Origin of the sequence: Variovorax sp. KBS0712 (assembly GCF_006323185.2) — a bacterium.
GTDB classification, from domain to species: domain Bacteria; phylum Pseudomonadota; class Gammaproteobacteria; order Burkholderiales; family Burkholderiaceae_C; genus Variovorax; species Variovorax boronicumulans.
Genome location: NZ_VCCD02000004.1, coordinates 419,752 through 441,029, shown reverse-complemented (window position 1 = coordinate 441,029; position 21,278 = coordinate 419,752). Strand labels below are relative to the sequence as shown.

Annotated in this window: 21 protein-coding genes; 15 read left to right on the top strand and 6 right to left on the bottom strand. The window is 69.6% G+C overall.

Features of this window, described 5'->3' with window-relative positions:
* The first annotated feature begins 51 nt into the window (after positions 1-51).
* The 5 genes from FFI97_RS30250 (at position 52) to FFI97_RS30230 (ending at position 5,520) form a co-directional block, all read left to right on the top strand.
* Positions 52-1,254 (top strand): beta-ketoacyl-[acyl-carrier-protein] synthase family protein, encoded by a 1,203-nt coding sequence (locus FFI97_RS30250; RefSeq protein ID WP_185993756.1) that lies wholly within the window; start codon positions 52-54, stop codon positions 1,252-1,254.
* On the top strand, positions 1,251-2,075 hold the full coding sequence (locus FFI97_RS30245; RefSeq protein WP_139704020.1) for a beta-ketoacyl synthase chain length factor: 825 nt from the start codon (positions 1,251-1,253) through the stop codon (positions 2,073-2,075). Before FFI97_RS30250 ends, FFI97_RS30245 begins: the two co-directional genes overlap by 4 nt.
* Positions 2,076-2,277: 202 nt before the next feature.
* Positions 2,278-3,000, top strand: coding sequence for a response regulator transcription factor (locus FFI97_RS30240; RefSeq protein WP_139704022.1), 723 nt, complete (start codon positions 2,278-2,280; stop codon positions 2,998-3,000).
* Between the two features lie 16 nt (positions 3,001-3,016).
* On the top strand, positions 3,017-4,225 hold the full coding sequence (locus FFI97_RS30235; RefSeq protein ID WP_139704025.1) for an ATP-binding protein: 1,209 nt from the start codon (positions 3,017-3,019) through the stop codon (positions 4,223-4,225).
* Between the two features lie 65 nt (positions 4,226-4,290).
* Entirely contained in the window at positions 4,291-5,520 is a 1,230-nt protein-coding gene (locus FFI97_RS30230) for an O-antigen ligase family protein (protein ID WP_139704027.1), read from the top strand.
* 49 nt (positions 5,521-5,569) lie between these two features.
* Here FFI97_RS30230 and FFI97_RS30225 read toward each other — a convergent pair whose 3' ends face one another.
* Both FFI97_RS30225 and FFI97_RS30220 read right to left on the bottom strand, forming a co-directional pair.
* The gene (locus FFI97_RS30225) at positions 5,570-5,779 is read right to left on the bottom strand and encodes a zinc-finger domain-containing protein (RefSeq protein ID WP_007836801.1); all 210 of its coding nucleotides are present in this window, start codon (positions 5,777-5,779) and stop codon (positions 5,570-5,572) included.
* Positions 5,780-5,787: 8 nt separating this feature from the next.
* The gene (locus tag FFI97_RS30220) at positions 5,788-6,741 is read right to left on the bottom strand and encodes a branched-chain amino acid transaminase (RefSeq protein ID WP_139704030.1); all 954 of its coding nucleotides are present in this window, start codon (positions 6,739-6,741) and stop codon (positions 5,788-5,790) included.
* A 134-nt stretch (positions 6,742-6,875) separates the two neighbouring features.
* Between FFI97_RS30220 and FFI97_RS30215 the strand changes: the two genes are divergently transcribed.
* Positions 6,876-7,868 (top strand): recombination-associated protein RdgC, encoded by a 993-nt coding sequence (locus tag FFI97_RS30215; RefSeq protein WP_095949800.1) that lies wholly within the window; start codon positions 6,876-6,878, stop codon positions 7,866-7,868.
* Between the two features lie 33 nt (positions 7,869-7,901).
* Here the strand turns inward: FFI97_RS30215 and FFI97_RS30210 are convergent, their stop codons facing one another.
* A complete protein-coding gene (locus tag FFI97_RS30210; protein WP_139704033.1) occupies positions 7,902-8,330 on the bottom strand; it encodes a glycerate kinase in 429 nt (142 codons plus the stop codon).
* Positions 8,331-8,608: 278 nt separating this feature from the next.
* On the opposite strand from FFI97_RS30210, the gene FFI97_RS30205 reads away from it, so the two are divergent.
* Positions 8,609-9,064 (top strand): hypothetical protein, encoded by a 456-nt coding sequence (locus FFI97_RS30205; RefSeq protein WP_095949802.1) that lies wholly within the window; start codon positions 8,609-8,611, stop codon positions 9,062-9,064.
* Between the two features lie 96 nt (positions 9,065-9,160).
* On the opposite strand, the gene FFI97_RS30200 is transcribed toward FFI97_RS30205, so the two are convergent.
* The 3 genes from FFI97_RS30200 to FFI97_RS30190 are packed head-to-tail and all read right to left on the bottom strand — an operon-like array spanning position 9,161 to position 13,033.
* Positions 9,161-10,678: a BCCT family transporter gene (locus tag FFI97_RS30200; RefSeq protein ID WP_139704035.1), complete on the bottom strand. Its 1,518-nt coding sequence runs from the start codon at positions 10,676-10,678 to the stop codon at positions 9,161-9,163.
* A gap of 40 nt (positions 10,679-10,718) precedes the next feature.
* Positions 10,719-12,110 (bottom strand): DNA repair protein RadA, encoded by a 1,392-nt coding sequence (radA, locus tag FFI97_RS30195; protein ID WP_070063503.1) that lies wholly within the window; start codon positions 12,108-12,110, stop codon positions 10,719-10,721.
* Between the two features lie 23 nt (positions 12,111-12,133).
* Positions 12,134-13,033, bottom strand: coding sequence for a LysR family transcriptional regulator (locus tag FFI97_RS30190; protein ID WP_235944202.1), 900 nt, complete (start codon positions 13,031-13,033; stop codon positions 12,134-12,136).
* 101 nt (positions 13,034-13,134) lie between these two features.
* Here FFI97_RS30190 and FFI97_RS30185 point away from each other — a divergent pair, with 101 nt between their 5' ends.
* From FFI97_RS30185 to FFI97_RS30150, 8 genes are all read left to right on the top strand, one after another.
* Positions 13,135-14,835: an FAD-dependent oxidoreductase gene (locus FFI97_RS30185; protein WP_139704040.1), complete on the top strand. Its 1,701-nt coding sequence runs from the start codon at positions 13,135-13,137 to the stop codon at positions 14,833-14,835.
* Complete coding sequence (locus tag FFI97_RS30180; RefSeq protein WP_139704043.1) at positions 14,832-15,836, top strand: Bug family tripartite tricarboxylate transporter substrate binding protein; 1,005 nt, start codon at positions 14,832-14,834, stop codon at positions 15,834-15,836. Before FFI97_RS30185 ends, FFI97_RS30180 begins: the two co-directional genes overlap by 4 nt.
* A gap of 87 nt (positions 15,837-15,923) precedes the next feature.
* On the top strand, positions 15,924-16,361 hold the full coding sequence (gene hpaR / locus FFI97_RS30175) for a homoprotocatechuate degradation operon regulator HpaR (RefSeq protein ID WP_056583837.1): 438 nt from the start codon (positions 15,924-15,926) through the stop codon (positions 16,359-16,361).
* The gene (locus FFI97_RS30170; RefSeq protein WP_139704046.1) at positions 16,358-16,990 is read left to right on the top strand and encodes a fumarylacetoacetate hydrolase family protein; all 633 of its coding nucleotides are present in this window, start codon (positions 16,358-16,360) and stop codon (positions 16,988-16,990) included. The genes hpaR and FFI97_RS30170 overlap by 4 nt, the downstream gene beginning before the upstream one ends.
* Positions 16,987-17,757, top strand: coding sequence for a fumarylacetoacetate hydrolase family protein (locus tag FFI97_RS30165; RefSeq protein WP_139704048.1), 771 nt, complete (start codon positions 16,987-16,989; stop codon positions 17,755-17,757). Before FFI97_RS30170 ends, FFI97_RS30165 begins: the two co-directional genes overlap by 4 nt.
* A 43-nt stretch (positions 17,758-17,800) precedes the next feature.
* Positions 17,801-18,802, top strand: a complete 1,002-nt coding sequence (locus FFI97_RS30160; RefSeq protein WP_062476841.1) for a Bug family tripartite tricarboxylate transporter substrate binding protein — start codon at positions 17,801-17,803, stop codon at positions 18,800-18,802.
* Between the two features lie 37 nt (positions 18,803-18,839).
* Positions 18,840-20,306: a 5-carboxymethyl-2-hydroxymuconate semialdehyde dehydrogenase gene (gene hpaE / locus FFI97_RS30155; protein WP_139704051.1), complete on the top strand. Its 1,467-nt coding sequence runs from the start codon at positions 18,840-18,842 to the stop codon at positions 20,304-20,306.
* Between the two features lie 2 nt (positions 20,307-20,308).
* The gene (locus FFI97_RS30150) at positions 20,309-21,277 is read left to right on the top strand and encodes a tripartite tricarboxylate transporter substrate binding protein (RefSeq protein WP_409574658.1); all 969 of its coding nucleotides are present in this window, start codon (positions 20,309-20,311) and stop codon (positions 21,275-21,277) included.
* Position 21,278 lies beyond the last annotated feature (1 nt).

The window sequence follows — 21,278 nt, the reverse complement described above, 5'->3', positions numbered from 1 at the left end:
TTTCTTCTGTCGCCAACGCCCTTTCGCCTGTCGCCTGCTCCCACATCCATCGTGCCGTCCCGAATTTCTCCCCTTCAAATCAGTGCCTACACGGCCACCTCGGCCGTCGGCGTCGGCAAGGAAGCGCACGCCGACGCACTCGCGCACTCGCGCAGCGGCCTGCGCGCCAACGACTTCGGCGAGGCACCGCTGCCGACCTGGATCGGCCGTGTCGACGGCCTGGAAGACGTCCGCCTGCCCGAATCGGCCGCGTTCTGGGACTGCCGCAACAACCGGCTGGCCTGGCTGGGCCTGCAGGCCGACGGCTTCCTCGAGGCCGTAGCCGCCGCGCGCCAGAAGTACGGTGCCACGCGCATCGCGCTGGTGCTCGGCACCTCCACGGCCAGCATCGGCGAGACCGAGCTGGCCTACACGCAGCTCGACGCCGACGGCAACTTTCCGCCGGACCAGCGCCGCGCGGCCGTCCACACGCCGCATTCGCTGGCCATGTTCGTGCAGCAGGTGCTGGGCATCGACGGCCCGAGCGAGACGATTTCGACCGCCTGCTCGTCCAGCGCCAAGGTGTTCGCTTCGGCCGAGCGCCTGATCCGCCTGGGCCTGGCCGACGCGGCCGTGGTCGGCGGCGCCGACACGCTGTGCGGCAGCGTGCTGTTCGGTTTCAACTCGCTGGAGCTGGTCTCCACCGAGCCCTGCCGCCCCTTCGACGCCGACCGCAAGGGCATCAGCCTGGGCGAAGCGGCCGGCTTTGCGCTGGTCGAGCGCGTGCAGGCCGGTGACAACGCCATGCAGCTGCTGGGCTACGGCGAAGCCAGCGACGCACACCACATGTCGACGCCGCACCCCGAGGGCCTGGGCGCCGAGCGCGCACTCGACGACGCGCTGGCGCGCGCGGGCCTGGCGGCCGACGCCATCGACTACATCAACATGCACGGCACGGCGAGCCAGAAGAACGACGAGGTCGAGGGCGCGCTGGTGGCGCGCCGCTTCCCGGCGCGCACGCACGCCAGCTCGACCAAGGGCTTCATGGGCCACACGCTGGGCGCCGCGGGCATCGTCGAGGCCGTGGTCTGCCTGCTGGCGATCGAGCGCGGCCTGATGCCGGGCACGGTCAACACGCGCACGCTGGACGAGGGCTTCGGCCCGCAGATCAAGCTCGAACCCGCAAAGGGCGAGGTGCGCTACGCGCTCTCCAATTCCTTCGGTTTCGGCGGCAACAACTGCGCGCTGGTCTTCGGCAAGGCGGTGGCCGCATGAGCACGCCCAAGCCCCCGACGCTCTACATCGAAGGCCCCGCCTTCTGGACCCCCACGCTGCCCGGCTGGGAGGCCGCGCGCGTGGCCTTCCGCGGCGAAGGCGCGCTGGCCGATCCGCCCGCCAAGCGGCCCTCGCCGCAGGTGCTGGCCCCGGCCGAGCGCCGCCGCGCGCCCGACACCGTGGCGCTGGCGCTCGAAGTGGCCGCCGCGGCCATCGCGGGCGCCGACCGGCCCGCGGCCGACGTGCCCTGCGTGTTCACGTCGGCGCACGGCGACCTGTCGATCAACGACTACATGTGCAGCACGCTCGCGGGCGACCCGAAGATGCTGTCGCCCACCAAGTTCCACAACTCGGTGCACAACGCGGCCGTGGGCTACTGGACCATCGGCACCGGCTGCATGGCGGCCAGCAACGCCGTCTCGGCCTATGGCCACAGCTTTGCCGCCGGCCTGCTCGAAGCGGCCGTGCAGTGCGCGGCCGACCAGACGCCGGTGCTGCTGGTGGGCTACGACGCCCCCACGGTCGGCGCGCTGGCCTCGGTGACCGACAGCCGCGGCCTGCTGGCCGTGGCGCTGGTGATCGCGCCCGAGCGCACGGCCCGCACGGTGGCCAGCCTCGACTGGTCGCTGGTCGGCGATGCCGCCGCGGCGACCGCGCCGCGCTCGGCCGCCGCCGCCACGCTGAAGGACATCAACCCGATGGCCGACGCCCTGCCCCTGTTCGAGGCGCTGGCCCAGGCCCCGGGCAGCGCCGACGCGCCCATCGACCTGCCGCTGTCGGCCGCGCTGGCCCTGCGGCTGCGCCTGCAGGCCGCGGGCTGACCGGCCCCCGCCGGGGTCGGCGGTGCGTGTTGACACACACGAACCGCGCGAGTCGCGCCCCGGTAGGTCATCATTGCCGCATGGCGCCCACGCAACCTGGGCGAGGCGCTATGTTTTTCGCAGCAATCCAGGTTGACAGGGCGATGCTGCGTTTACCCAACTTTACGGAGCGTTCAAGCCCGCTTGCTCCCGGTGAACGACCATGAAGCGCATGAGCACCCCCCAACTCCTGATGATCGAAGACGACACCCGCCTGGCGCAGATGGTGGGCGAGTACCTGACACAGTCGGGTTTCGCCTTCAACCACGCCGGCGACGGCGCCACCGGCCTGGAGCAGCTGCAGCAGCACGCGCCCGACCTGGTGATCCTCGACCTGATGCTGCCCGACACCGACGGCCTCGAGGTCTGCCGCCGCATCCGCGCCCTGCCCGGCCCGCTGGCCAAGGTGTCGGTGCTGATGCTCACGGCCAAGGGCGACCCGATGGACCGCATCATCGGCCTGGAGATCGGCGCCGACGACTACCTGCCCAAGCCCTTCGAGCCGCGCGAGCTGCTGGCACGCATCCGCGCCGTGCTGCGCCGGCGCAGCGAGAACGCCACCGAGGCCGAAGCCTCCACGGTGATGCGCTTCGGCACGCTGGAGATCGACCGCAACGCGCGCACCGTGTCGGTGGCCGGCGCGCTGGCCGACCTCACCTCCTACCAGTTCGACCTGCTCGTGGCGATGGCCGAGCGCGCGGGCCGCGTGCTCACGCGCGACCAGATCATGGAAGCCGTGCGCGGCCGCGAGCTCGAGGCCTTCGACCGCTCGATCGACGTGCACATGGGCCGCATCCGCGCGGCCATCGAGGTCGACGCGAAGAACCCCAAGCGCATCCTCACCGTGCGCGGCGTGGGCTACGTCTTCGCCAAGCAACAGGACTGACCCGGACCGCCCCGCGATGCTGCGCAGCCTCTACCGCCGCCACCTCTACGTCCGCATCTGGCTCGCGGTGGTCGGCGGCGTGGTCATCCTCACGCTGATGGCCAACTGGATCGTGCGCGTGGCCGCCGAGGCCGAGCGCGAACGCCTGGCGCCGGTGCCGCGCGAGGTGGTCGTGCTCGACAACGAAGACCGCACCATCGGCACCGGCAAGGCCATGCGCGTGCCCGGCCAGGGCCTGGAGTTCGATGTGCAGCTGAGCGACGGCCGCGACATGACGCTGCGCGTGGCGCCGCGCGAGCGCCCCACCGGCACCGGCGGCTTCGCGCCCTGGCGCACCCCGTTCGGGCTGGGCTGGATGATTGCGCTCGTGGGCGTGGCGGTGGCGCTGGGCGTCTACCCGATCGTGCGGCGCATCACCCAGCGGCTCGAGACCCTGCAGCGCGGCGTGCAGCGCTGGGGTGAGGGCGACCTCTCGGCGCGCGTGATCGAGGAAGGACAAGACGAAGTGGCCGATCTCTCCAAGCGATTCAATGCCTCCGCCGAACGCATCGAGCAGCTCGTGCGCTCCCACAAGTCGCTGCTGGCGAACGCCTCGCACGAGCTGCGCTCGCCGCTCACCCGCATCCGCATGGGCCTGGAGCTCATGGGCGACCAGCCCAGCCCGGCGGCGCGCGAGGAAATCTCGCGCAACATCGGCGAGCTCGACCAGCTCATCGACGAGATCCTGCTGGCCAGCCGGCTCGACGCCAGCGAGGCCGACATGGGCACCATCGAAGCCGTCGACCTGACCGGTCTGGCCGCCGAAGAGTGCGCGCAGGTGAACGCCGAACTCGACCTGGCCGAAGGCACCGACAACGCCACACTCACCGTGCCCGGCGTGTCGCGCCTGCTGCGCCGCGCGATCCGCAACCTGCTGGAAAACGCCCGCCGCTACGGCGCCGGCGAGATCAGCGTCGAACTCGGCAGCGCCGGCGGCTACGCCACGGTGCGCGTCAACGACCGCGGGCCGGGCGTGCCGGCGACCTTGCGCGAACGCATCTTCGAGCCCTTCTACCGCCTGCCGGGCGCCAGCGAGCGCAATGGCGGCGTCGGCCTGGGGCTGGCGCTGGTGAAGTCGATCGCCGAGCGCCACGGCGGCTCGGTGCGCTGCGAAGACCGGCCGGGTGGCGGCGCGAGCTTCGTGATCTGCCTGCCAGCCAAAGGCCCTGCCGCCGCAGCGCACTGAGCGCCTTCGGGTGCGCAGGGGCAAGTCAGGGTCGGCCGAGGGGCCGCACCTAAAATCCCGGCCCTATGCAGAGATCGCACATCGTTCGGCCCGCGGCCATGTTCTGGGGGCTGGTGGTGTTCATGCCGGTCGGCGTCACCTACCTGTCGGCCATCGTGCTGCTGCTTGCCCTGCTGGTGGGCGGCGGCTTGCGCGAGCGCTATGCGCGGCTGCGCGCCAACCCGCTGTGGTGGCCGGTGGTCGCCTACGTGGCGTGGACCTTCATCGTGCTGGCCGTGCGGCCGCACTACCCCGAGACCCCCTCCAACCTGTTCCACGGGCTGCGCATCGCCTTCACCTTCCTGATGGCGATGGCGCTCACGCGCGAGGAGGCGCTGTGGGCGCTGCGCGGCTTCCTCCTGATCGCGGCGCTCAACATCGCGCTCATCGTGCTGCACTACACGCTGGGCTTTCCGGTGCCGGGCGCGCTGCGCGGCGTGGTGATGGAGGTGGGCAACAAGTCGATCAGCAACGCGCTGCTGTTCAGCATCGTCGCGGCCAGCGCCGCGGTCTATGGGCTGTCGCAGATCACGGGGCACCGGCCCCTGCGCGCACTGGCGGCCTTCGCGCTCGTGCTCGGGCTGGGCGCCGTGGTCGCGCTGCCACTCACCTCGCGCACCTCGGTGCTCGCGCTGCTGCTGGTGATTCCGGTGGTCTGCCTGCACCAGTGGAAGAACCACCTCAAGGCGCTGTCGGCCGCGCTGATCCTGGGCGCGGTGGTGATCGGCGCGGGCCTGTACCAGCTGCCGCAGCTGCAGCAGAAGGTCGAGACCGGCATCGAGGAGCTCGAGAAGGCGCAGACCGGCGCCGTGTTCCACGGCAGCTGGATCATCCGCTACTACATGTACCGCGACACCGGCGCCATGATCGCCGACCAGCCCGTCGCGGGCTGGGGCATCGGCGGCTGGACCGACCAGTGGCACAAGCGCGGCCCGGCGCTGTTCGCCGACTCCAACATGCCGCACAACGACTTCCTCTGGGTGGGCGCGCAAAGCGGCATCCCCGGCATCCTGAGCCTGCTGGCGATCATGCTCGTCGCCGTCTGGCAGGCCTGGCGCCGGCCCGACATCGCCGGCCGCTACGCGCTGGCCGCGACACTCATCGCGCTCATCGCGTCGAGCGTGAACTCGGCCATGCGCGACGCGCAGATCGGGCTGGCGGTGCTGTGGATCGCGATGGTCTACCTGCGGCTGGCGCAGGAATCGCAGGACCCCGATCCGTGGCGCGGCCTGTGGCCCACGGCCCGGCAAAGCTGAAACGAAAAAACCGGCCGCAAGGGCCGGTTTCTTTTTTCCGCCTGGCCGCTCAGTGGCGGCTGGACACGGTCTCGCCCGCCTTCAGGCGGTACACCGTGCCGCAGTACGGGCACTTGGCTTCGCCGGTGCGCGCCACGTCGAGGTAGACCTTCGGGTGGCTGTTCCAGAGCTTCATGTCGGCCTTGGGGCTGGGGCAGAACACGCCGCCCTGGTGGTTGAGCTCCTTCGCGAGGAGTTCGACGACTGCATTGGTGGACATGTTGTTCCTCAGACCTTCGTGAGCCAGTGGGCGTACTTGGGATTCTTGCCGTTCACGATGTCGAAGAAGGCCGACTGGATCTTCTCGGTGACCGGGCCGCGCGCGCCGCCGTCGCCCCGGTTGCCGATCTCGATGCGGTCGAGTTCGCGGATGGGCGTCACTTCAGCAGCGGTGCCGGTGAAGAAGGCCTCGTCGGCCACGTACACCTCGTCGCGCGTGATGCGCTTTTGCACGAGTTCGATGCCCAGGTCCTTGCAGATGTGCAGGATGGTGTTGCGCGTGATGCCGTTCAGGGCGCCGGCCGACAGGTCGGGCGTGTAGACCACGCCGTTCTTGACCACGAACACGTTCTCGCCCGCGCCTTCCGACACGAAGCCGCTCGCGTCGAGCAGCAGCGCTTCGTCGTAGCCGTCGTCCAGCGCTTCCATGTTGGCCAGGATCGAGTTGGTGTAGTTGCTGACCGACTTGGCCTGCGTCATCGTGATGTTCACGTGGTGGCGCGTGTAGCTCGAGGTCTTCACGCGGATGCCGCGGCGCATGCCTTCTTCGCCGAGGTAGGCGCCCCACGACCAGGCCGCGACCATGGCGTGGATCTTGTTGCCCTTGGGGCTCACGCCCAGCTTCTCGGAGCCGATCCAGATCAGGGGGCGCAGGTAGCAACTCTCGAGCTTGTTCTCGCGCACGACCTGCTTCTGGGCTTCGTTCAGCTGTTCCTGCGAGAACGGGATCTTCATGCGCAGGATCTTGGCGCTGTTGAACAGGCGCTCGGTGTGCTCGGCCAGGCGGAAGATCGCCGTGCTGCCGTCGGCCGTCTTGTAGGCGCGCACGCCCTCGAAGGCGCCGCAGCCGTAGTGCAGCGTGTGGCTCAGCACGTGGATCTTGGCGTCGCGCCAGTCCACGAGTTCGCCGTCCATCCAGATCTTGCCGTCACGGTCGTCCAGCGAGGGGGGGATCGAGCTCATTTCCTGATTCCTTTGGGAGCGGTGTGGGGGTGCGACCCACTGGGAAGTCGCAAAAGCTTTCGATTTTACGGCCGAGCCCGGAACCGGGTGCCCGACAATGGCCGGTTGTGCCAACCAGTGGAAAAAGGGTTCCCGTGTCCGTATTCAAGAACGTCATCGTCTATCGCATCGAACCTGCCTGGTCCCAATCACTGACCGAGGCAGAAGAAGGGCTGGCCAAGCAACGCTTCGTGCCTTGCGGCCCCTCGCAGGAAAAGTCCGCCGGCTGGGTCGAGCCGCGCGGCGAGGCCAACGGCCCGCTGGTGGAGTCCATCGACGGCCAGTGGCTGGTCGAGTACATGATCGAGAGCAAGCAGGTCCCCGGCTCCGTGGTGCGCCGCAAGCTCGACGAGCGCTGCGCCCACATCGAGACCACCACCGGCCGCAAGCCCGGCAAGAAGGAAAAGAAGGAGCTCAAGGAAGACATCACCCTGGAGCTGCTGCCCATGGCCTTCACGCGCAGCGCGCGCGTCACGGTGTGGATCGACAAGGCCGAGAACCGCCTCGTGATCAACTGCGGCAACGCCGCCCGCGCCGACGAAGTGGTCACCAGCCTCGTGAAGTCGCTCGACGGCTTTGCCGTGGCGCTGATCAACACGCAGATCGAACCGGCCGCCGCCATGGCCAACTGGCTGCTGACGCAGGAGCCGCCGGCCGGCTTCAGCATCGACCGCGAGTGCGAGCTCAAGGCCTCGGACGACTCGAAGGCCGTGGTGCGCTACGCCAAGCACGCGCTGGACATCGACGAGGTCAAGCAGCACATCACCGACGGCAAGCGTCCGACGCGCCTGGCGCTCACCTGGGACGACCGCGTGTCCTTTGAGCTCACGCACGGCCTGCTGATTCGCAAGATCACCTTCCTCGAAGGCACGGGCGATGGTGCGGCGGGTGGCAAGAAGGAAGACAACTTCGACGCCGACGTGGCCATTGCCACCGGCGAACTCGGCCAGCTGGTGCCGGCGCTGCTCGATGCGTTGGGCGGTGAAGCGGCGTTCTCGGCGGCACCGCCGGACGAGGCACCGAAGGCTGCGGCCACCGCGCCTGCGGCGCAGGCCGACACGCCCGAGGAAGAAGACGCGCCGTTCTGAGGTTCTGAATCAGGCGAAGCGCCCGCGCCGCCTTCAGGCCGCGGTCGTTTCTTCGTCGGCCGGCGTCTCGGGCCGCGTGAGCGTCCAGCTCTGCAGCTTGCCGCCGTTGAACACGGCATCGACGTAGGAGCCGCCGGCATCGGTCCAGCGGTACAGCTCGGGCTGCTCGTTCTCGGGCGAGCGCTGCTCGCCGAGCGCGCGCGTCATCGCGATGACGTGCATCAGCGTCACGCCGGGCTTGAGCTTGGCATTCAGCATCACCGAGCTCGCCACCGTGCCAATGGGCCGGTCGGCGGCCCGCTTGAGCACCTGCATCGTGCGGTTGAAGTGCATCAGCAGGAACATCACGATGGCGCCGCCGGCGAACGCCACGCCGGCCCAACCGTATTGGTGCCAGGACAGGCCGAGGAGAACGACGGCCCCCACGGGCACCAGCAATTTCTGGAAATTCATGGGGCGCATTGTCGCCGCCCGGTGGAAGGCCCTCGCAGGCCGATGCAGTTGCCCCACGGGGTCGCGCACCTGCGCCATGTGCGCATCGCCCTCGAGCCGCAACGACGAATTTCATTCGGCGAGGGCGAGGAACGGCCCGCGATTGTGCGGCCCCGACCCCGTCGCAGTAGCCGCCGTGGCTACCGCCGGGCGCAGAAAGCGGTACTCCCGGCGAAAGGCACGCGGTGCCGGGGCGGGTGCGGGCACATTTCGCCGCACGGGCATCTGCCCGGGCCACCGAGAAACGCATGAACATCCCGCGTTCCGTCACCATCGTTCGACTCACCCTTGCCGCCGCACTCGCGGGCACCGTCCTCAGCGGCTGCTACGTGGTGCCGCTCGGACAACCCGCTCCCATCGCGCCGTCGCAGCAAAGCTACGCCGTCGCACCGGGGCCGGTGTCACAGACCTTCAGCGCGCGGCTGTATCCGTCGAACGCCGAAGCCGCGCGCTACGGCGCCGTCGGGGGCACGGTGACCAACGACATGAACGGCCGCGGCCACTTCAATGCACAGATCGGTGCCGAACAGTTTCAGGGAGAGGCGACCCGCGTGGCCGGCTCGCGCACCACCGGCGTGGCGAACGCCACCGGCAGTCGCGGCGGCAACCTGAGTTGCCAGTACACGATGAACTCCGCCACCTTGGGCAGCGGCCAGTGCGTGCTCAACAACGGGCCGGCGTTCACGATGCACATCGGAAGCTAAGCAAGCAAAGAACACAGAAGGCCAGGGAGGCCAGGGAAGGTAGGGAGGGTAGGCCCGGCGCGTGTCCACCGCGCGCCGGGCGTTTTTTTGTCCGTCCTACCAGTTCACGAGCTGCCGCATCTTGCGCCGCAGCTCGCGTTCGCGTTTTTGCTCGGCGTTCCAGTCGTCGCGGATGGCCAGCGTGACCGACAGCGCCATCAGCAGGATCACGAACGCAAACGGCAGCGCGAACACGATGGTCGCCGTCTGGATCGCCTTGATGCCGCCCGCGAACAGCAGGCTCAGCGCAATCGCCGCCACCAGCACGCCCCAGGTGATCTTGACGCGGGCAGGCGGGTTCGGATTGCCCTTCGTGCTCATGATGCCCAGCACCAGCGTCGCGGAATCGCCCGAGGTCACGAAGAACACGAACACCAGCAGCGTGGCCACGATCGACAGCAGCCCGCCCATGGGCATGGCCTTGAACATCACGAACATGGTGGTCGACACGTCGGCCTTCACCGACTCGACCAGCGGCACGCCCTGGAAGATCTCGAAGTTGAGCGCCGCGCCGCCGAACACCGAGAACCACGCGAAGCCCACCAGCGTGGGTGCGATCACCGTGCCCAGGATGAACTGACGGATCGTGCGGCCGCGCGACACGCGCGCAATGAACAGGCCCACGAACGGCGACCACGCGAGCCACCAGGTCCAGTAGAAGAGCGTCCAGTCGGCCACCCACGAGCTGTTGCGGAACGGGTTCATGCGCAGGCTCATGCGCACGAATTCGGCCAGGTACGAACCCAGCGTGTTGGTGAAGGTCTCGACGATGGCGATGGTCGGCCCCACGACCAGCACCGTGAGCGCCAGCAGCGCCGCCAGCACCAGGTTGCCCATCGACAGCCACTTCACGCCGCGCTCGACGCCCGTGACCGCCGAGGTGATGAACAGCACCGTCGTCACCACGATGATCGCCGCCTGCGTCCAGCGGCCGATGTCCGTGCCGAAGGCCGCGTGCAGCCCGCTGTTGATCTGCGTCGCGCCCATGCCCAGCGAGGCCGCGACGCCGAAGGCCGTGGCCACCACGGCCAGCACGTTGAAGGCCGGCGACAGCCGCTGCACGAAGCGCCACGGCAGCGCCTCGGTGGCCGAGCTGACCAGCGGCAACGCCTTGCGACGGAAGCTGAAGAAGGCGATCGACAGGCCGACGATGCCGTAGATCGCCCAGGGGTGCAGCCCCCAATGGAAGAAGGCGTAACGCATGGCCACGCCGGCCGCATCGGGCGTGCCAGGGATCACACCGGGCGGCGGGTTCGCGTAGTGCGAGATCGGCTCGGCCACGCCCCAGAACACCAGGCCAATGCCCATGCCGGCCGCGAACAGCATCGCGAACCAGGCGCCGATGGAGAACTCGGGCTCGTCGTCCTCGTCGCCCAGCTTCAGGTCGCCGAAGCGGCTGAACGCCAGGAAGACGGCCAGCACCACCAGCCCGAGCACCACCCACAGGTAGAACCAGCCGAAGTTGCGCGTGATGTCGGCGAGCGCGGTGCTGAACACGCGATCGAGCGACGCAGGAGACACCAGCCCCCACAGCACGACCACGGCGATCAGCCCGGCGGAGACGATGAGTTGCATGGGGGGTCTCCTGGTGGGGGTGTTGTCGTGCGGGTGCGCGTCAGTCGAGTCGTCGCACCACGTCCATCGCTTCCTCGATGCGGTCGACCGGGTGGATGGTCAGGCCCTCGATCTCCTTCGTGCCCTTGCGCGGCGCGTTGGCCTTGGGCACCACGGCCACGCTGAAGCCCAGCTTGGCCGCTTCGCGCAGGCGCTCCTGGCCGCGCGGCGCGGGCCGCACCTCGCCGGCCAGGCCGACTTCGCCGAAGGCGATGAAGCCCTTGGGCAGCGGCTTGCCGCGCAAGCTGGAGGTGATGGCCAGCATCACGGCCAGGTCGGCCGCGGGCTCGCTGATGCGCACGCCGCCCACCGCGTTGACGAACACGTCCTGGTCCATGCAGGCCACGCCCGCGTGGCGGTGCAGCACGGCCAGCAGCATCGCGAGGCGGTCGCGGTCCAGGCCCACCGACAGCCGGCGCGGGCTCGGCCCGCCGTTGTCGACCAGCGCCTGGATTTCCACCAGCATCGGCCGCGTGCCTTCGAGCGTGACCAGCACCACGCTGCCGGGCACCGGCTCGGCGTGCTGGCTCAGGAAGATCGCGCTCGGGTTGGTCACGCCCTTCAGGCCGCGTTCGGTCATGGCGAACACGCCGATCTCGTTCACCGCGCCGAAGCGGTTCTTGATGGCGCGCACGAGGCGAAAGCTCGAGTGCGTGTCGCCCTCGAAGTACAGCACCGTGTCGACCATGTGCTCGAGCACGCGCGGGCCGGCCAGTGCGCCTTCTTTCGTGACATGGCCCACCAGCACCACGGCCGTGCCGCTGGTCTTGGCGAAGCGCGTGAGGTGCGCCGCGCATTCGCGCACCTGCGCCACCGAGCCGGGCGCGGAGGTGAGCTGGTCGGAGTACACGGTCTGGATCGAGTCGATCACCGCGATGGCCGGGCGTGTGGCGTCGAGCGTGGCGATGATTTTTTCGAGCTGGATCTCGGCCAGCACCTGCACCTGCGAGTGGTCGAGCCCGAGCCGCTTGGAGCGCAGCGCCACCTGCGAGCCGCTTTCTTCGCCGGTGACGTACAGCGCGTTCTGCCCCGCGCGCTGCAGCGCGTCGACCGCCTGCAGCAGCAGCGTCGACTTGCCGATGCCCGGGTCGCCGCCGATCAGCGTGACGCCGCCCGACACGATGCCGCCGCCGAGCACGCGGTCGAGCTCGTCGAGCCCGGTGGGCGTGCGCGCGACATCGGTGGCTTCGATTTCCGAGAGCGTGGCGAGTTCGGAGGCGCCCGCGAGCGACGCGAACTGCGTGCCGAAGCGGTTGTTGGCCGGTCCGTTGGCCGCGCCGGCGACCTGTTCGATGAGTGTGTTCCATGCACCGCAGCTGGGGCATTTGCCGAGCCACTTGGGGCTGGTGCCGCCGCATTCGCTGCAGACGAAAGTTGTTTTGTCCTTGGCCATGCAGCGAGTTTAGGGGGCGCGGTTCAGGCGATGGCGAATTCGCGCACCAGCAGGTCCGCGAACGCCGCCGCGGCCGGCGAGAGCGATCGGCCCTGCCGCGTCACGACCGCGATGTTGCGCGCCACGGTCGGGCGCATGAGCCGCCGCGCCACCAGCCGCGTGTGGTCGGCATGCGCGAGGATCGACGCCGGCAGCAGCGCCGGGCCGAGCCCGCTGGCCGCCATCGCGAGCGCCGTGGTCAAGAGCGTCACCTCGTAGGCGATGTCCAGCCGCACGCCGGCGGTTGCGGCGGCGATGTCGATGCTGCTGCGCACGCCGTACCCCGGCTTGACCGTGATCAGCGGATGGCCCGCGAGCTGCCGCCAGGTGATGCGGTCGGTGCCGGGCAGGCGCAGGTCGCGGTCGGCAATCACCGCGAGGTGGTCGTGCACGAACACGCGCTGGTCCAGCCCCGGCGTGCGCGCCTGCAGCGTGCCCACGCCGAAGTCGACCTGCTCGCCGAGCACCTTCTCCACGAACTGCCCGGGCGCGCAGTCTTCGATGGCGACCTTCACGTCGGGATGCAGGTCGAGGTAGCGGCGCAGGGCCTTGGGCATCAGCGTCTGCGCGATGGTGGACGTGGCCGCGATGCGCACGCGCCCGCGCCGGCCCGCCGCCAGCTCGGCCATGCCGGTGCCCAGCGCATCGAGTTCGGCGAGCACGCGCTCGGCATAGGCGATGGCTTCGTTCGCGGCCTCGGTGCGTTGCAGCGAACGCGTGGTGCGGTCGAACAGGCGCACGCCGAGCCGCGCTTCGAGTTCGCGCAACAGCACGCTGACGGCCGGTTGCGTCAGCGACAACGCAGCCGCCGCACTCGACAGCTGGCCGCTGTGGTACACGGCCGCGAACGCGCGCAGCTGCCGCACAGAAGGCACGCCGCGCATTGATAGTGGTTTTTTATGAATGGCCATGAAAGTTTCACTTTTTCCGCGAGCCGGTTCGGCACTGTAATGGCGCCTCACAAGAATCTGGAGACAAGCGACCCATGACCGAGCAACTGCAAGCCCAGGTGCTGATCGTCGGCGCCGGCCCCGTGGGGCTGACGCTGGCCATCGACCTGGCGCAACGCGGCATCGACGTGCTGATGACCGAGATCCGCCATCGCGGCGAGCCACCCAACGTGAAGTGCAACCACGTCGCGGCGCGTTCGATGGAGGTGTTCCGCCGCCTGGGCGTGGCGCAGGCGCTGCGCGATGCTGGCCTGCCGGCCGACTACCCCAACGACGTGGCCTACCGCACGGCCGTAACGGGCATGGAGCTGTCGCGCATTCCGATCCCCGCGCGCCGCGAGCGCTACACCGCCACCGGCGGCCCCGACACCTGGTGGCCCACGGCCGAACCGCCGCACCGCATCAACCAGATCTTTCTCGAGCCGGTGCTGTTCGCGCATGCCGAGGGCACGCCCGGCCTGCGCATCCGCAACCGCACGCGCATCGACGACTTCGAGCAGGACGACGAGGGCGTGTGGGCCACGGGCGTGGACCTGGACGACGGCCGCGCGGTGCGCATCCGCTGCCAGTACCTCGTCGGCTGCGACGGCAGCCGCTCGACGGTGCGCAAGAAGATCGGCGCCAGCCTGCACGGCACCGACGTGGTGGGCCGCGTGCAGTCGACGTACCTTCGCGCGCCTGCGCTGCTGGGCCTGCTGAAACACCCGCCGGCCTGGGCCACCTTCGCGCTGAACCCGCGGCGCTGCGGCAACGTGTACGCCATCGACGGGCACGAGACCTGGCTGCTGCACAACTACCTGCTGCCCGAGGAAACCGACTTCGACTCGATCGACCGCGACTGGGCGATCCGCCAGATCCTGGGTGTGGGCGACGACTTCGAGTACGAAGTGATCTCCAACGAAGACTGGGTCGGCCGCCGGCTCGTGGCCGACCGCTTCCGCGACCGCCGCGTGTTCATCTGCGGCGACGCCGCGCACCTGTGGATTCCGATGGCGGGCTACGGCATGAACGCCGGCATCGCCGATGCGATGAACCTCTCGTGGCTGCTCGCGGGCCGGCTGCACGGCTGGCTGGCCGAGGGCGCGCTCGCGGCGCACGAGGCCGAGCGCCAGCCGATCACCGAGCAGGTGTCGCGGTTCGCGATGAACCACGCGCTGGCGCTGCAGCGCCAGCGCGAAGGCGTTCCCGAAAACATCGAGGCGCCCGGGCCCGAGGGCGACGCGCTGCGCGCCGCGCGCGGCCAGGCGCTGTACGACCTGAACGTGCAGCAGTACTGCTGCGGCGGGCTCAACTTCGGCTACTTCTACGACGGCTCGCCGCTCATCGCCTACGACGGCGAGGCCGCGCCCGCCTACACGATGTACGAGTTCACGCCCTCGACCGTGCCGGGCTGCCGCACGCCGCACCTGTGGCTGGAGGACGGCCGCTCGCTGTACGACGCGATGGCGATGCCCGGCGAGGGCTACACGCTGCTGCGCTTGGACCCCGCGATCGATGTCGCGCCGCTCGAAGCGGCCGCCGCGGTGCGCGGCCTGCCGCTGCGCACGCTCGACATCCGCGCCTCGGCCGCCACCGCCGTGTACGACCGGCCGCTCGTCATCTCGCGCCCCGACCAGCACGTGGCCTGGCGCGGACATGCCGTGCCGGCCGACGCGCTCGCGCTGGTCGACCTGCTGCGCGGCGCCGCCGTGGTGGCCGCACCGACACCCGAAAAAGAAAGAGAGACAAGCCAATGAACCGTCGCCATGCCTTGCGCCATCTGGGCGCGCTGTCCGCCGCCGCCTGCGCCGCAGGCCCCGCCCTCGTGCGGGCGCAAGGCGAGAAGCCCATCACCATCGTCGTGCCTTACGCGCCCGGCGGCACGACCGACATGCTCGGCCGGCTCATCGCGCAGCAGCTGGGCACCGCCCTGGGCCGCACCGTGATCGTCGACAACCGGCCGGGCGCCGGCACCGCCATCGGCGCCTCGCAGGTGGCGCGCGCCGCGCCCGACGGCTCGACGCTGCTGGTCGCGACCAGCACCACGCTCGCCATCAACCCCTGGCTCTACAAGAAGCTCTCGTACGACCCCGCGAAAGACTTCGCGCCCGTCGGCCTCATCGGCGCGGTGCCGCTGATGGTGGTGGTGCATCCGTCGGTGCCGGCGACCACGCTGGCCGAGCTGGTGGCGCTCGCCAAGTCGCGGCCCGACGCGCTGAGCTACGGCTCCGCCGGCAACGGCAGCCCGCAGCACCTGGGCGCGGAGATGTTCAAGGTCGCGACCGCCGCGAACATGGTGCACGTGCCCTACAAGGGCAGCGCGCTCGCGCTGACCGACCTGCTCGGCGGCCAGCTGCAGCTCATGTTCACCGACATCGCGCCGGCCCTGCAGCACGTGCGCAGCGGCAAGCTGCGCGCGCTGGCCGTGACCTCGCGCAAGCGCCAGCCGACCTTCCCCGCCGTGCCGACGGTGGCCGAGTCGGGCGTGGCCGGTACCGCCGATTTCGAGGCGGTGGCGTGGCAGAGCGTGGTCGCGCCCGCGGGCACGCCCAAGGCCTTCATCGACCGCTGCAGCCAGGAGATCGCCCGCCTCGTCGCGCAACCCGCGCTGCGCCAGAAGCTCGAGAACGAAGGCTTCGAGCCGGCCGCGCCCGGTGCGCACGGTGCGGGCGCGCCGGAGCAATTGGCCGCCTACATCCGCAGCGAAACCGAACGCTGGGGCCGGGTGATCCGCGCCTCCGGCACCACGATCGACTGAGCACCCGACGGCCCGCAAGGGTTATCCCGCAGGCGTGTTTTCTCGGCATTCATTTAACATGTTAAATAATTCTGAGAGGCACAGCTTTTGAGCACCACCTTCACGCACCGCAATTTGCCGCGCCTGCTGCTGCAGGCCCGCGAAGCCGTGATGGCCCACACGCGGCCCAGCCTGCGCGAGCACGCGCTGTCCGACCAGCAATGGCGCGTGCTGCGCGTGCTCGGCGAGCACGGCGCGGTCGACACCGGCCGCGTCGCGCGCGAGGCCTTCATCCTCGGCCCCAGCCTCACGGGCGTGCTCGCGCGCATGGAGCGCGACAACCTCATCACCCGCGCCCGCGACCCGGCCGACCAGCGCCGCACCGTGGTCGAGGCCACGCCGCACGGCATGAAGCTCGTGAAGCGCCTGGGCACCAGCATCGAGGCGCACTACGACTGGATGGAGCAGTCGCTGGGCAAGGCCAAGCTGACGCAGCTCTACGGCCTGCTGGACGAACTGATCGCGCTGGAGCAACCCGAACCATGACCACCTCCTTTCTCCCCACCGGCACCGTGTACGGCACGCTGCTGAACTTCCGCGCCGAGGCCGCGGCGCTCGCGCCGCAGATGACCGAGGCGCCCTACAAGGCACCGCCAAAGGCGCCCGTGCTCTACGTGAAGACGGCCAACACCTGGAGCCCGCACGGCAGCACCATCGCCGTGCCCGCCGCGGTGACCGACGTGGAAGTCGGCGCCAGCATCGGCATGGTGATCGGCGCCGAGGGCGACGTCGAAGGCTTCGTGCTGCTGAACGACCTGTCGATCCCGCATGCGAGCTTCTTCCGCCCGCCGGTGAAGTTCAAGTGCGTCGACGGCTTCCTGGGCATCGGCCCGGCGCTGCGCGATGCGCAGGAGGTGGCCGACCCGGCGCAGTTCCGCGTCGAGGTGCGCATCAACGGCGAGCTGAAGCAGTCGATCGACTTCTCGCAGCTCGTGCGCCCCGCGCCGCAGCTGCTGGCCGACGTGGGCGAGTTCATGACGCTGGCGCACGGCGACGTGCTGATGCTCGGCTGTGACCTGGGCCGTCCGCTGGCCCGCGCGGGCGACCGCATCGACATCTCCGCGCCGGGGTTCGAGACCCTGAGCAACACGCTGGTGAAGGAAGCAACGGCATGAAGCACGCACGCGTCATCTTCGAAGGCCGCGAACACACCGGCACCGCGCACGAATTCAACGGCCAGGCCGATGCTGCCGTGCGGCTGGCCGACGGCCGCGTCGTGCCGCAGGAGCAGCTCGTGTGGCTGCCGCCGCTCGCGCCCACGGCGCGCCCGCGCACCATCCTCGCACTGGGCCTGAACTACGCCGACCATGCGAAAGAACTCGAGTTCAAGGCGCCCGAGGAACCCCTGGTGTTCGTCAAGGGCCAGAGCACGCTCATCGGCCACCGCCAGCTCACGCACCGCCCGACCGACGTGAAGTTCATGCACTACGAGTGCGAGCTCGCCATCGTGGTCGGCAAGACCGCGAAGCACGTGAAGCGCGACGACGCGTACGACTTCATCGGCGGCTACACGGTGGCCAACGACTACGCGATTCGCGACTACCTCGAGAACTGGTACCGCCCCAACCTGCGCGTGAAGAACCGCGACACCTGCACGCCGCTGGGCCCGTGGTTCGTCGATGCGGCCGACGTGGCCGACCCGATGGCGCTCGCGCTGCGCACCACGGTGAACGGCACCGTCACGCAGCAGGGCAACACGCGCGACATGATCTTCGACGCGCCCTTCCTCATCGAGTACTTCAGCCGCTTCATGACGCTGTCGCCGGGCGACCTCATCCTCACCGGCACGCCCGACGGCGTGGTCGATTGCCAGCCGGGCGATGTGGTCGTGACCGAGATCGACGGCATCGGCGCGCTGGTCAACACCATCGCCGCGCGCTGATCGACTGCGCCACCCCCTTTCAAAAAAACGGAGACACACCGCCATGACGACCGCCAGAACCCGGACCTTCCGCCTTGCTGCCGCCTTCGTGGCGGCCAGCGCCGCCACGCTGCTGCTCGCACCGGCGGCCACCGCACAGACCGCCTCGGCCTACCCGACCAAGCCCGTGCGCTGGGTCGTGGGCTACCCGGCCGGCGGCGGCACCGACTACCTCGCGCGCACGGCCGGCGCGCAGCTCTCGCAGCAGCTCGCACAGCCCGTCACGGTCGACAACCGCCCCGGCGCGGGCGCGATCATCGCGTCGGAAAACGTGGCGCGTTCGCCGGGCGACGGCTACACCGTGTTCTCGGCCGACAACGGCGTGCTGGTCTACAACCCCGCGCTCTACAAGAAGCTGCCCTACGACGCCGAGAAAGACTTCGCGCTGCTCGGCATGATGGGCCGCTCGCCACTCATCATCACGGCCGCGCCGGGCGCGGGCTTCAGCGACGCCAAGGCGCTCATCGCGGCGCTCAAGGCCTCGCCGGGCAAGTACAGCATCGCCACGCCGGGCACCGGCAGCCCGCACCACCTGGCCTACGAGCTGTTCCAGCGCGAAGCCGGCGTGTCGCTGCTGCACATTCCCTACAAGGGCGGCGCGCCCGCGCTGCAGGACCTCATGGGCAACCAGGTGCCGCTGATGATGCTCGACCTGCCCAGCGGCATCAGCGCCGTGAAGGCCGGCAAGGTCATTCCGCTGCTGGCCATGTCGGCCGAGCGCGTGCCGCAGCTGCCCCAGCTGCCCACGGCCAAGGAGCTCGGCTACGCCGTCGAGGCCTACACCTGGCAGGGGCTGGTGGCACCGGCCGCCACGCCCAAGGACATCCAGGCGCGCCTGGGCGCCGACCTGCTGAAAAGCATGAACGACACCGGCGTGAAGCAGAAGCTCTACGACGCCGGCTGGGAGGCCCGCCCCACGGACGCCGCCGAGATGGCCCGCTTCGTGGACACCGAACGCAAGAAGTGGCATGCGCTCATCAAGGCGCGCGACATCAAGCTCGACTGACGACACACCGCCGCAAGGCCGCAACACCCTCACGCCCATGCAACAGATCCATCACCTCATCGACGGCAAGCCAGTCCAAGGCGCCGACTACTTCGAAACCGTCAACCCCGCCACGCAGGAAGTGCTGGCCGAAGTCGCCTCGGGCGGCGAGGCCGAAGTGAACGCCGCCGTGGCCGCCGCCAAGGCTGCCTTCCCCAAGTGGGCCGGCCTGCCCGCGCCGGAGCGCGCCAAGCTCATCCGCAAGCTCGGCGACCTCATCGCCAAGCACGTGCCCGAGATCGCGCAGACCGAGACCAACGACTGCGGCCAGGTGATCGCGCAGACCGGCAAGCAGCTCATTCCGCGCGCGGCCGACAACTTCTACTACTTCGCCGAGATGTGCACGCGCGTCGACGGCCACACCTACCCCACGCCCACGCACCTGAACTACACGCTGTTCCATCCGGTGGGCGTGTGCGCGCTCATCAGCCCGTGGAACGTGCCCTTCATGACCGCCACCTGGAAGGTCGCGCCCTGCCTGGCCTTCGGCAACACGGCCGTGCTGAAGATGAGCGAGCTCTCGCCGCTCACGGCCGCGCGCCTGGGCGAGCTGGCGCTCGAAGCGGGCATTCCGGCCGGCGTGCTGAACCTGGTGCACGGCTACGGCAAGGAAGCCGGCGAGCCGCTGGTGGCGCACCCCGACGTGCGCGCCATTTCGTTCACCGGCTCCACCGCCACCGGCAACCGCATCGTGAAGAGCGCGGGCCTGAAGAAGTTCAGCATGGAGCTGGGCGGCAAGAGCCCCTTCGTGATCTTCGAAGACGCCGACCTCGACCGCGCGCTCGACGCGGCCGTGTTCATGATCTTCAGCAACAACGGCGAGCGCTGCACGGCCGGCTCGCGCATCCTGGTGCAGCAGTCGATCTACGCCGACTTCGCGGCCAAGTTCGCGGAGCGCGCCAAACGCATCGTCGTGGGCGACCCGCTCGACGAGAAGACCATCGTCGGCCCGATGATTTCGCAGGCCCACCTGGCCAAGGTGCGCAGCTACATCGAGCTGGGCCCGAAGGAAGGCGCGACGCTGCTGTGCGGCGGCCTCGAGGCGCCCGCCAACCTGCCCGACCGCGTGAAGAGGGGCAACTACGTGATGCCCACCGTGTTCGCCGACGTCGACAACCGCATGAAGATCGCGCAGGACGAGATCTTCGGCCCGGTCGCCTGCCTGATCCCGTTCAAGGACGAGGCCCACGCCATCGAGCTGGCCAACGACATCGCCTACGGCCTGAGCAGCTACGTCTGGACCGAGAACATCGGCAAGGCGCACCGCGTGGCCGCTGCGGTCGAAGCCGGCATGTGCTTCGTCAACAGCCAGAACGTGCGTGACCTGCGCCAGCCCTTCGGCGGCACCAAGGCCTCGGGCACGGGCCGCGAAGGCGGCACCTGGAGCTACGAAGTGTTCTGCGAGCCGAAGAACATCGCGGTGTCGATGGGCTCGCACCACATTCCGCACTGGGGCGTGGCGTGAGCATTCAACGCCGCATGCTGCTGCAGGGCGCGGCCGCAGTCGCGGCCCTGCCCGCACTGGCACGCGCGCAAACGGCGTGGCCCGCCAAGCCGGTGCGCATCGTCGTGCCCTTCACGCCCGGCGGCACCACCGACTTCGTCGCGCGCCTCGTCGGCCTCGAACTCGGCAAGGCGCTGGGCCAGCCGGTGATCGTCGAGAACAAGCCCGGCGCCGGCACGGTGATCGGCGTCGATGCGGTCGCCAAGTCGGCGCCCGACGGCTACAGCTTCGTGTGCGTGGCCAACAGCTTCACGGCCAACCCCACCCTGGTGCGCAAGCTGCCCTACGACACGCTCAAAGACCTGCGCCCGGTCGCGCTCATGGGCATGTCGGAGCACGTGCTCGCCACGCACCCGGGCAGCGGCCTGAAGACGCTGGCCGACCTGCGCAACCAGGCCAAGGCCAAACCCGGCACCCTGAGCTTCGCCTCCTTCGGCAACGGCACCTCGGCGCATCTGTCGGGCGAAATGCTCAAGCTGCAGATGGGCCTGGACATCGTGCACGTGCCCTACAAGGGCCAGGGCCCGGCGCTGGCCGACCTGCTCGGCGGCCAGGTGACCGTGATGTTCGGCAACTGGCCCGAGTTCCGCGGCCATGTGCAGGCCGGCAAGCTGGTGGCGCTGGGCATGGCGACCGCGCAGCGCTCGCAGTACGCGCCCGCGATACCCACACTGGCCGAACAGGGCGTGGCCATCGAGTCCAATTCGTGGAACGGCCTGCTGGCCCCGGCCGGCACGCCCGACGCCATCGTGCAACGCGTGAACGCCGAAGTGAACCGCGCGCTCGCCTCGCCGGCCGTGACCGAGGCGTTCCACAAGGGCGGCATCGCGTCGCTGTCGGGCACGCCCGAGCGCTTTGCCGAGTTCATCCGCAGCGAGATCGCGAAGTACGGCGACGTGATCCGCAAGGCCAACATCCAGATCGAGGGCTGAC

Excerpts from the sequence above, each read along its gene's own strand:
- FFI97_RS30220 (WP_139704030.1), bottom strand. The coding sequence starts at position 6,741 with ATGAGCTCGATCCCCCCCTCGCTGGACGACCGTGACGGCAAGATCTGG.
- FFI97_RS30165 (WP_139704048.1), top strand. The coding sequence starts at position 16,987 with ATGAAGCACGCACGCGTCATCTTCGAAGGCCGCGAACACACCGGCACC.
- FFI97_RS30170 (WP_139704046.1), top strand. The coding sequence starts at position 16,358 with ATGACCACCTCCTTTCTCCCCACCGGCACCGTGTACGGCACGCTGCTG.
- FFI97_RS30180 (WP_139704043.1), top strand. The coding sequence starts at position 14,832 with ATGAACCGTCGCCATGCCTTGCGCCATCTGGGCGCGCTGTCCGCCGCC.
- FFI97_RS30205 (WP_095949802.1), top strand. The coding sequence starts at position 8,609 with ATGAACATCCCGCGTTCCGTCACCATCGTTCGACTCACCCTTGCCGCC.
- hpaE (WP_139704051.1), top strand. The coding sequence starts at position 18,840 with ATGCAACAGATCCATCACCTCATCGACGGCAAGCCAGTCCAAGGCGCC.
- FFI97_RS30225 (WP_007836801.1), bottom strand. The coding sequence starts at position 5,779 with ATGTCCACCAATGCAGTCGTCGAACTCCTCGCGAAGGAGCTCAACCAC.
- FFI97_RS30200 (WP_139704035.1), bottom strand. The coding sequence starts at position 10,678 with ATGCAACTCATCGTCTCCGCCGGGCTGATCGCCGTGGTCGTGCTGTGG.
- FFI97_RS30230 (WP_139704027.1), top strand. The coding sequence starts at position 4,291 with ATGCAGAGATCGCACATCGTTCGGCCCGCGGCCATGTTCTGGGGGCTG.
- FFI97_RS30210 (WP_139704033.1), bottom strand. The coding sequence starts at position 8,330 with ATGCGCCCCATGAATTTCCAGAAATTGCTGGTGCCCGTGGGGGCCGTC.
- FFI97_RS30240 (WP_139704022.1), top strand. The coding sequence starts at position 2,278 with ATGAAGCGCATGAGCACCCCCCAACTCCTGATGATCGAAGACGACACC.
- FFI97_RS30245 (WP_139704020.1), top strand. The coding sequence starts at position 1,251 with ATGAGCACGCCCAAGCCCCCGACGCTCTACATCGAAGGCCCCGCCTTC.
- radA (WP_070063503.1), bottom strand. The coding sequence starts at position 12,110 with ATGGCCAAGGACAAAACAACTTTCGTCTGCAGCGAATGCGGCGGCACC.
- FFI97_RS30185 (WP_139704040.1), top strand. The coding sequence starts at position 13,135 with ATGACCGAGCAACTGCAAGCCCAGGTGCTGATCGTCGGCGCCGGCCCC.
- FFI97_RS30190 (WP_235944202.1), bottom strand. The coding sequence starts at position 13,033 with ATGCGCGGCGTGCCTTCTGTGCGGCAGCTGCGCGCGTTCGCGGCCGTG.
- FFI97_RS30160 (WP_062476841.1), top strand. The coding sequence starts at position 17,801 with ATGACGACCGCCAGAACCCGGACCTTCCGCCTTGCTGCCGCCTTCGTG.
- FFI97_RS30235 (WP_139704025.1), top strand. The coding sequence starts at position 3,017 with ATGCTGCGCAGCCTCTACCGCCGCCACCTCTACGTCCGCATCTGGCTC.